The following is a 7,965-nucleotide window of genomic DNA, read 5'->3' as shown; positions in this document are numbered from 1 at the left end:
TAGTCCGCCAATACCGCCGTAATCTTTGATGTTTACCCCAGAGAAATTTCTAATGGCATCGGCTACATTATAAGCGCCATTACGTTTAAAGTCACTGGCTTGAATACGTTGTGAAGGAAGCAGGGATTGAACGGGAGGTGCCGGAACAGCAATAACCTGCACTTCTTTTAAGTGTTTGGTGCTATCTGTTTGTGCAAAAGATGCGGCACAGGTAAAAAGAAGAAGGACCGTAACAATAAGCTGTTTCATAATTGCGCATTTGCACAGCTTAAGGCATAGGAATACGGATAAATGGAAACACCATCGGCATCTTCATTCCAGCTTCAATCCCCGAAAGCTATGAATTATATAATGCGATGGCAGGTATTCTGACTTACTCCCCTTGGTATGGCCTTCCCATTCAATTGAACAGTGACCTAAAGATGATACCTTAGTTAATGGAGCTTACAGCTGCGGGACAGTTCTGGAATTACACCAGATTCCCTTTTAATCCTTATCTGTTTGCACAGGGAAGGAACCAAAAGCGTCTCAAAGGTAAATAAATAATGCTTACTTTCACTTCGTACTTATTTTATACAAATACTAAAAATATACCAGAATGAAAGTCAGTGACTTATCGCCTCGTGCCTTGTGGCAAAACTTTGCACGGTTGAATGCTGTACCTCGTGCATCAAAAAAAGAGAAACAAGTAATTGATTTTATGTGGTCGTTTGGGGAGGGCCTGGGACTGGAAACTTTCCAGGATGCTGCAGGAAATGTGGTGATCAAAAAGCCTGCAACTGCGGGCATGGAAAACCGGCAGACTGTAGTGTTGCAATCGCATCTTGACATGGTGCATCAGAAGAATGGGGATACGGATTTTGATTTCGAGACCCAGGGCATTGACATGTACGTGGATGGCGATTGGGTAAAAGCGAGAGGAACTACTTTAGGTGCCGATAACGGCATTGGGGTAGCAACGATCATGGCGCTTCTTGAAGCTACCGATATCGAACACCCTGCTTTAGAGGCGCTATTTACTATAGATGAAGAAACCGGTATGACCGGTGCAAAACAATTGGATCCTGTTCATATTACAGGGAAAATTCTGTTGAATCTTGATACGGAAGAAGATGATGAATTAACCATTGGCTGTGCGGGTGGCATTGACACCAATACCAGTTATAAATATAATGAAGTTGCGCTAACCGGCGCGCATGTGGCTTTTGAAGTTAAACTCAAAGGTTTAACAGGTGGGCACTCCGGCATGGATATCCACAAAGGACGCGGCAATGCAAATAAACTGATGAACCGTTTATTGTACGCGGCAAGAAAATCGGTGGACATAAAAATAAACCGTGTGGATGGCGGAAGTTTGAGGAATGCGATACCCAGGGAATCTACTGCGGTAGTGGTGGTTCCTGAAGAACAAAAATTGCTTTTTCAGGCTTTCTTCGGCATTTATACCACGGTTTTAAAAGAAGAAAATCAAACCGTAGAACCGGGGTTACAGTTTCTATTGTCGGAATGTCCTTTACCGGAGACGGTAATGGAGGACGCTGATTTTGTGAAGATTGTGAATGCAATTTATGCGATGCCAAACGGGGTTTACCGGATGAGTCCGGATATTGAAGGTCTTGTTGAAGCCTCATCAAACCTCGCCAGGGTGATTATCAAAGACGGTCATTTTGTTTCCCAGTCTTTACAGCGAAGCAGCGTGGAAAGTACGAAAGAAGATGTTGCCCAGGCGGTAGGCGCAGGTTTCGAAAACATAGGCTGTGAAGTGGCGCTTAGCGGCGATTACCCGGGTTGGAAGCCAAATCCTGATTCTGCCATTCTTCGCCTGATGGCGGCCTTGTATACCGATCGTTTTGGTAAAGCACCAAAGGTGGAGGCTTGCCATGCAGGATTAGAATGCGGTATTTTAGGAGGACATTTACCAGGTATGGATATGATTTCCTTTGGACCAACGATTCGCGGGGCACACTCCCCTGATGAAAGGGTACAGGTTTCTTCGGTAGAGAAATTCTGGTCGTACCTGCTGGAGGTATTAAAGGCTATTCCGGAAAAGCAATAGGCGATTATAAAAAAAAAGCGTGTGGATTATATCTACACGCTTTTTTTGTTTAGGCTTCTTCAATGTCATAAACCACTACTTTATCCCAAAGGTGGCTGCAGTTTTTGATAAACTCCTGGTGAATCGGGTGGTCCTGGTAGCTTTTCTGACCGGCGAGGTCATCAAAAAACATCAATTCCGAAACGCCCCAGCTTTGGTCAACCACGTCGCGTTTCTCTGTATCTGCTACTACACCTATGTGCAGACCTTTAATTTCTTTAATTTTTGATAGCGTTTTTAAACCTGCTATTAATTGATCGCGGTCGGCTTTAGAATCAGGGTTCTTCATCCAAAAGAACACATGGTGCACAATCGGGTAGTTTTTTTTCATGGTGGTAGGGGTTGACATGGCCGATGCAGCCATGGTGCCTACGGAAAGCATTGCGGTAGCGCCAATAAATTTTCTTCTATCTAATTTTTTCATCCGTGTACTTCTTGTCTAGGTTAATGGGTGAAAATACAATTTTTTCTTTTGAAAAGCTGATATATGAAGCATTTAACAAAAGTCATATTGTCGCTTTAATTACGTTGCCAGGTAGGATAGGTAAAAAGCTAGCTATTTTTTATGTAATTTTGCCAAAAAAACAGCAATTGGGAACTCCATTAGATTTAGGTATAAAAGGTTATAATAATTACGGCACACACTTAAAGCAAAAGTATGCAGGTCAGCGTGTGTTTAAAGTTATCGTTGACGGCGGGTTTACCTGTCCTAACCGTGACGGAAGTAAAGGTTATGGCGGTTGTACCTATTGTAATGTGGATTCTTTCACCCCAGAGTTATCAAGAAAACTTCCTGATATTAAGGAGCAGCTTGAACAGGGGATGGTTCGTGGGAAAAGCTTTTACAAAGCGGATAAGTTTATTGTTTATTTCCAGCCCAACACCAATACCTATGCACCGGTACACTATTTAAAAATGATGTACGATGAAGCACTTTCTGTACACCCTGAAGATGTGGTAGGTTTTTCTGTAGGTACACGTCCGGATTGTATTGATGCGGAAAAAGTGGCCCTGTTAGAGAGTTATACTGATCGTTACGATGTGGATCTGGAAATGGGAATGGAGTCTATTTATGATGAAACCCTGGAAAAAATTAACCGTGGCTGCAGTCATGGGGAATTTGTAGAAGCGGTAAAATTGCTCGAAAATTCAAACCTGGATTTGTGTGTGCACACCATTTTCGGTTTCCCTTGGGAAACGGAAGAGATGATGATGGGCTATATTCATGAAATCAATCGGTTTCCACAAATCAAGTTTGTTAAATTCCACCACCTTCATATCGTTGAAGGGTCTATCATGGGCGTTAAATACAAAAAAGAGCCCTTTAAACTGTTTTCCCTGGAAGAATACACGAATTTACTGTGCAAACTGATTCCGTTATTGCGTCCTGATATTGTTATTCAACGTTTGTTTGGAATCTCTGACTGGGATTTATTGATTGCTCCAAATTGGGGGTTAAATAAATCTGCTATCCAAACTTATATTGATAAGGAAATTGAACGCAGGGGTGTGGTGCAGGGTTCTGCATACCAGGCGGTTTAAATCTCATATTTTCCAAAAATCTCATTCACCTTTTTGGTTCTGTAGCTAAAGATCTGCTGCAGTTTGCTGGCGACAAACAAGTTGTTGGCTGCCTGGCCTAATAAGCCAAAGGGTAGTCCGTAGGTAAGGATGTCGTTCATTTGCACGCCTCCGTTAATGGCTTTGAAATGGTGCTGGTGATGCCAGAACTTGTACGGTCCAAAGCGTTGTTCGTCAATAAAATATTGCTGCTCGGCAACCTGGGTGATTTCTGTCATCCAGTTCAATTTAATTCCCGAAATAGGGGATACTTTATAAGTAATAATCATTCCCGGATACATCTTTTGATCTTCAGTTATGGCTGAAGTCACTGTAAATGCCATCTCCGGCGGTGTTATTTTAGCCAAATTCAGGGGAGAAGAGAAAAAATGCCAGGCTTCTGCCAAGGAAACGGGAATATTCTGACTGAATTTGAGGTGGTATGCTTTCATTCTTAAAGGTACATAAATTCTGTAACTCGGTAAATTGGGGTGTTTTGTATTTAAATGCCTATTATTTCTGTAAATAATGAATATATTTTAATGTTTTTGTTATGTTTACATGTAATAATCGCTTAAAGTCTAAAATAAATCTATGATTTTTGATTTTGTTTAAAAATAAATTTGTGTTTGAATATTTTTTATTCTTAAATTTATTAAAACGTTCAAAAAATAAATCAAAACGCTAAAAAATAGATTTAAAAAGATGAAATTATCATTAAAACAGAGTGCGCCATTTGTAATATTGCTAACAGTAGCAGTGTTTGCGCTATTTATCCCCCTAAAACCCAACTTCGATCTGGGTACTTACAATGCTGCAGATGTTGCTTTTTTACTAGTAGCGACGGCCCTGGTGTTTTTAATGACCCCAGGGCTCGCTTTTTTTTATGGCGGTATGGTCCATAGGAAAAATGTGCTGTCAACAATGATTAAAAGTGTGGTTGCTGCAGGGGTAATCACCGTTTTGTGGGTAGTGGTTGGGTTTAGTCTGGCTTTTGGTGAAAGTATTAACGGCCTTATAGGAAGTCCGTCCACTTTCGCTTTTTTTCAGAACGTGAATTCCGGAGCGCCATGGAGTTTAGCACCCACTATTCCAATTACGCTTTTCGCGCTTTTTCAATTGATGTTTGCTATTATCACTCCTGGCTTAGTGGTTGGCGCAGTTGCGGAAAGGATTCGTTTTACGTCTTACATTTTGTTCATCGTCATGTTTGCGATATTCGTTTATTCGCCACTGGCGCATTGGACATGGCATCCCGATGGCGTATTGTTTAAAATGGGCGTGCTAGATTTTGCTGGTGGTACAGTAGTTCATATTTCTGCAGGTATGGCTGCGTTAGCCGGAGCGTTGGTTCTTAAAAGAAGAAAAGTGCACCAGGAGCATCAGGAAATTCCGCCAGCAAATATCCCTTATGTATTAATCGGTACAGGTTTACTATGGTTTGGATGGTTTGGCTTTAACGGAGGATCGGCTTTAGGTGCCAACAGTTTAGCGGTATCAGCTTTTGCAACCACTAATATTGCTGCGGGAGCAGCAGGTTTATCGTGGATGTTTTTTGACGTGTTGCGTGGCAAAAAGCCATCGGTATTAGGCTTTTGTATCGGTGCTGTTGTCGGACTGGTAGCCATTACGCCTGGTGCAGGCTTCGTTTCTATTCCTGCCAGTATTTTTATCGGTGCTATTGCTGCAGTGACTTCAAACCTGGTTGTAGTGTGGAAATCAAAAACAAGTTTAGATGATACGCTTGATGTATTTCCTTGTCATGGTGTTGGGGGTATCGTAGGGATGTTGTTAACTGGTGTTTTTGCCACTAAAACGGTGAATGCCGCTGGTGTTGACGGCTTGTTTTATGGTAATCCTGAATTCTTCATCACCCAATTAAAGGGGGCGACTATCGTGATAATTTTCAGTTTTGTCATGTCATTCGCCATTTTCAAAGTGATCAATCTGATCCAACCTATCCGAGTAAGCTCGGAGGAGGAAGAAGAAGGTCTTGATGCTTCACAACACAACGAGAAATACTTGCAAGGTACCCTGGTTGTAACCACCTCCACCGTAGGCATTGACATAGATTCTGTTCCAACAAATCTTAAGGTAAGTTGATTTATTAATTCACATCCTAAAATCCGCTCCACATGAAACTCAAAACTTTATCCTCGGTATTGACCCTGGTCCTGTGTTCTGGTGCTTATGCACAGGACAGCGTCAACAAATCGTTCCTGATTTATGGATCGGTTGATACTTATTATAAATACGATATTAATAAGCAGCCTAACATTGCCACAAGCTTTAACAACGATCATAACTCCATATCATTGGGTATGATTGACTTTGGCATCAAAAAGACTACGGGTAAAGCTTCTTTTGTAGGAGAAGTTTCTTTTGGGCCAAGGGGGCAATACCAGAGTTTGGTAAGCGGAGATGGCTCTTTAGGAAATGGGGATAATTCCTTTTTTATTCAGAATCTGAATGTGACTTATGCATTGACAGAAAAATTGGCTTTAACCGCCGGGTTTATGGGGACTTTTGTAGGGTATGAAATTATTTCGCCAACGGGAAATTTCAACTACTCCACCTCATACCTGTTTTCTGCCGGACCTTTTCAAAATGCAGGTATTAAAGGTACTTATGCGATTACCCCGAGGATTAGTTTAATGGCTGGTCTGTTTGATGACTGGAATGTATACAAGGACTTAAATGGGGTGTCGCATTTTGGTGCACAACTTGGTATTACGCCCATAGATGGCTGGACGGCCTATTTCAATGTACTTACCGGTAAAAACCACGGTGGCGTGGCTAACGGGGCTTTGTTGGATGTAACCACCTCCTACCAGATATCGGGAAAGGTGAAGATGGCTATAAACGCTGCAGACTACCACCTGGCAGAAGGGCAGGGTGGATATAGGGGCGCAGCCTTATACCTGCAAAACGCATTTTCAGATAAATTTGCTTTAGGCGTAAGGACAGAATATTTTGAAACCAAAGCTGTAGGTTTAGTACAAGGCGAAGGAATCAGGTCAGTTACCTTTTCTGGGAATTTTAAGGCCGGCGGGTTAACTTTCATTCCCGAATTTAGAATAGACGACAGGGATGATAGTCTGTTTAAGAAGTCTGACTTCACCCCAACAGGCAGGACCTCACAATATTCCTTAGCCGCAGTTTATTCTTTTGAATAAATTTAATGAACCATTTTATCTGCACAGGTAGAGCTGGCAAAGGCTTCGGGTTTGGCCTTGAAAATAAAACCCATGCTTAAAATATAACCCATCGCTTCATTCAATGCCTTATTCGATTTAAACATCGGATTGGTATTGATGTCGGCGTGGACTTCCAGGTCCACATCATAAAGGTCTAATAAGTCACAGATGGAATAAGCCGTCTCGATCGATTTCTGGACTTCAACGAGCATCCTTTCTTTTATGCTCATTTGCTGAATGGTTTTTTCCTGATGGATATACATAAATCCACCATGATGCTCCCTGAGCAATACGATAACTGTGGCAAAATCTGTAGTTGCCCCTTTTACTTGTGAATCTGTTCCAATGCAAACTTTTAAATGGTAGCCTTTTTCTGTTTCCTGGATAATGGCTTGTTCTATTTCCTGTAGTATTGGGGTGTGAACGATTTCACCGCTAAATCTTTTCCAAGTCATGTCAATTAAATTTAATTAATGGAACGCCAGTATGTTTAACTAAATTTAAAGTTTTAATTTCGAAATGCAATATTTTTTAATTGCTTTATTTGTTAGTTATCAGTGACTTGCGGGTTGCGTGATTTCCCGAATAAAACAAAATAGTTTTTTGGGAGTTTTATATGGTAGATATGATGAATAATAAGACAATTATAGTATCAAATCGATTACCCGTAAAAATTACTGAAAAAAAAGGAAAATATGTCCTAAGCCCAAGTGAGGGTGGACTAGCAACAGGATTGGGGTCGGTTTACAAAAAGGGCGACAACATTTGGATCGGATGGCCCGGGATTGAAGTTCCACTGGAACGGCAGGCAGAAGTTACCAAACAACTAGCACAACACAATCTGGTTCCGGTCTTCCTAACACAAGATGAAATAAATCTTTATTATGAAGGTTTCTCCAACGAAGTACTGTGGCCAGTATTCCACTACCTCGTCACCTACGCTCATTTCGAACAGGAATATTGGGAAGCTTATAAAAGTGTAAATGAAAAGTTCCGCTCTGTTGTAGCCACAAAGCTGCAGGAAGGTGATACTGTGTGGGTACACGATTATCAGCTATTACTGTTGCCTGGAATGATCAGGGCTGTGGAGCCTCATGTTACGATTGGTTTTTT

General features: G+C 41.5%; 8 protein-coding genes, 1 pseudogene and 1 riboswitch. Of the genes and pseudogenes, 5 read left to right on the top strand and 4 right to left on the bottom strand.

Features of this window, described 5'->3' with window-relative positions; genetic code table 11:
• Nucleotides 1–249, bottom strand: a pseudogene (locus ACR2F3_RS04245) (hypothetical protein); the annotation flags it as partial.
• 92 nt (nucleotides 250–341) lie between these two features.
• Nucleotides 342–537, bottom strand: a riboswitch (cobalamin riboswitch).
• A 61-nt stretch (nucleotides 538–598) separates the two neighbouring features.
• Here ACR2F3_RS04245 and ACR2F3_RS04240 point away from each other — a divergent pair.
• Nucleotides 599–2,056, top strand: coding sequence for an aminoacyl-histidine dipeptidase (locus ACR2F3_RS04240; protein WP_432708735.1), 1,458 nt, complete (start codon nucleotides 599–601; stop codon nucleotides 2,054–2,056).
• Between the two features lie 49 nt (nucleotides 2,057–2,105).
• Here the strand turns inward: ACR2F3_RS04240 and ACR2F3_RS04235 are convergent, their stop codons facing one another.
• Nucleotides 2,106–2,519, bottom strand: coding sequence for a Dabb family protein (locus tag ACR2F3_RS04235; protein WP_432708734.1), 414 nt, complete (start codon nucleotides 2,517–2,519; stop codon nucleotides 2,106–2,108).
• A gap of 167 nt (nucleotides 2,520–2,686) precedes the next feature.
• On the opposite strand from ACR2F3_RS04235, the gene ACR2F3_RS04230 reads away from it, so the two are divergent.
• Nucleotides 2,687–3,637: a TIGR01212 family radical SAM protein gene (locus tag ACR2F3_RS04230; protein WP_432708733.1), complete on the top strand. Its 951-nt coding sequence runs from the start codon at nucleotides 2,687–2,689 to the stop codon at nucleotides 3,635–3,637.
• Here the strand turns inward: ACR2F3_RS04230 and ACR2F3_RS04225 are convergent.
• Nucleotides 3,634–4,107 carry an SRPBCC family protein gene (locus ACR2F3_RS04225; protein ID WP_432708732.1) on the bottom strand — a complete coding sequence of 158 codons (474 nt, stop codon included), beginning with the start codon at nucleotides 4,105–4,107 and terminating at the stop codon, nucleotides 3,634–3,636. The two genes, ACR2F3_RS04230 and ACR2F3_RS04225, sit on opposite strands and share 4 nt — an antisense overlap.
• Before the next feature lie 253 nt (nucleotides 4,108–4,360).
• On the opposite strand from ACR2F3_RS04225, the gene ACR2F3_RS04220 reads away from it, so the two are divergent.
• Together ACR2F3_RS04220 and ACR2F3_RS04215 are read left to right on the top strand one after the other, a co-directional pair.
• A complete protein-coding gene (locus tag ACR2F3_RS04220) occupies nucleotides 4,361–5,758 on the top strand; it encodes an ammonium transporter (protein WP_432708731.1) in 1,398 nt (465 codons plus the stop codon).
• A 32-nt stretch (nucleotides 5,759–5,790) separates the two neighbouring features.
• Nucleotides 5,791–6,831, top strand: a complete 1,041-nt coding sequence (locus ACR2F3_RS04215) for an outer membrane beta-barrel protein (RefSeq protein WP_432708730.1) — start codon at nucleotides 5,791–5,793, stop codon at nucleotides 6,829–6,831.
• 2 nt (nucleotides 6,832–6,833) lie between these two features.
• Here ACR2F3_RS04215 and ACR2F3_RS04210 read toward each other — a convergent pair whose 3' ends face one another.
• Nucleotides 6,834–7,307, bottom strand: a complete 474-nt coding sequence (locus ACR2F3_RS04210; RefSeq protein ID WP_432708729.1) for a ribonuclease H-like YkuK family protein — start codon at nucleotides 7,305–7,307, stop codon at nucleotides 6,834–6,836.
• A gap of 170 nt (nucleotides 7,308–7,477) precedes the next feature.
• Between ACR2F3_RS04210 and ACR2F3_RS04205 the strand changes: the two genes are divergently transcribed.
• Nucleotides 7,478–7,965 (top strand): trehalose-6-phosphate synthase (locus ACR2F3_RS04205; RefSeq protein WP_432708728.1); only part of this gene is annotated, 488 nt, incomplete at its 3' end.

Source organism: Pedobacter sp. (assembly GCF_045627485.1).
Taxonomy (GTDB): Bacteria; Bacteroidota; Bacteroidia; order Sphingobacteriales; family Sphingobacteriaceae; genus Pedobacter.
Note: the sequence above shows the minus strand (reverse complement) of the source record. Positions and strands in the feature narration are given on the sequence as shown.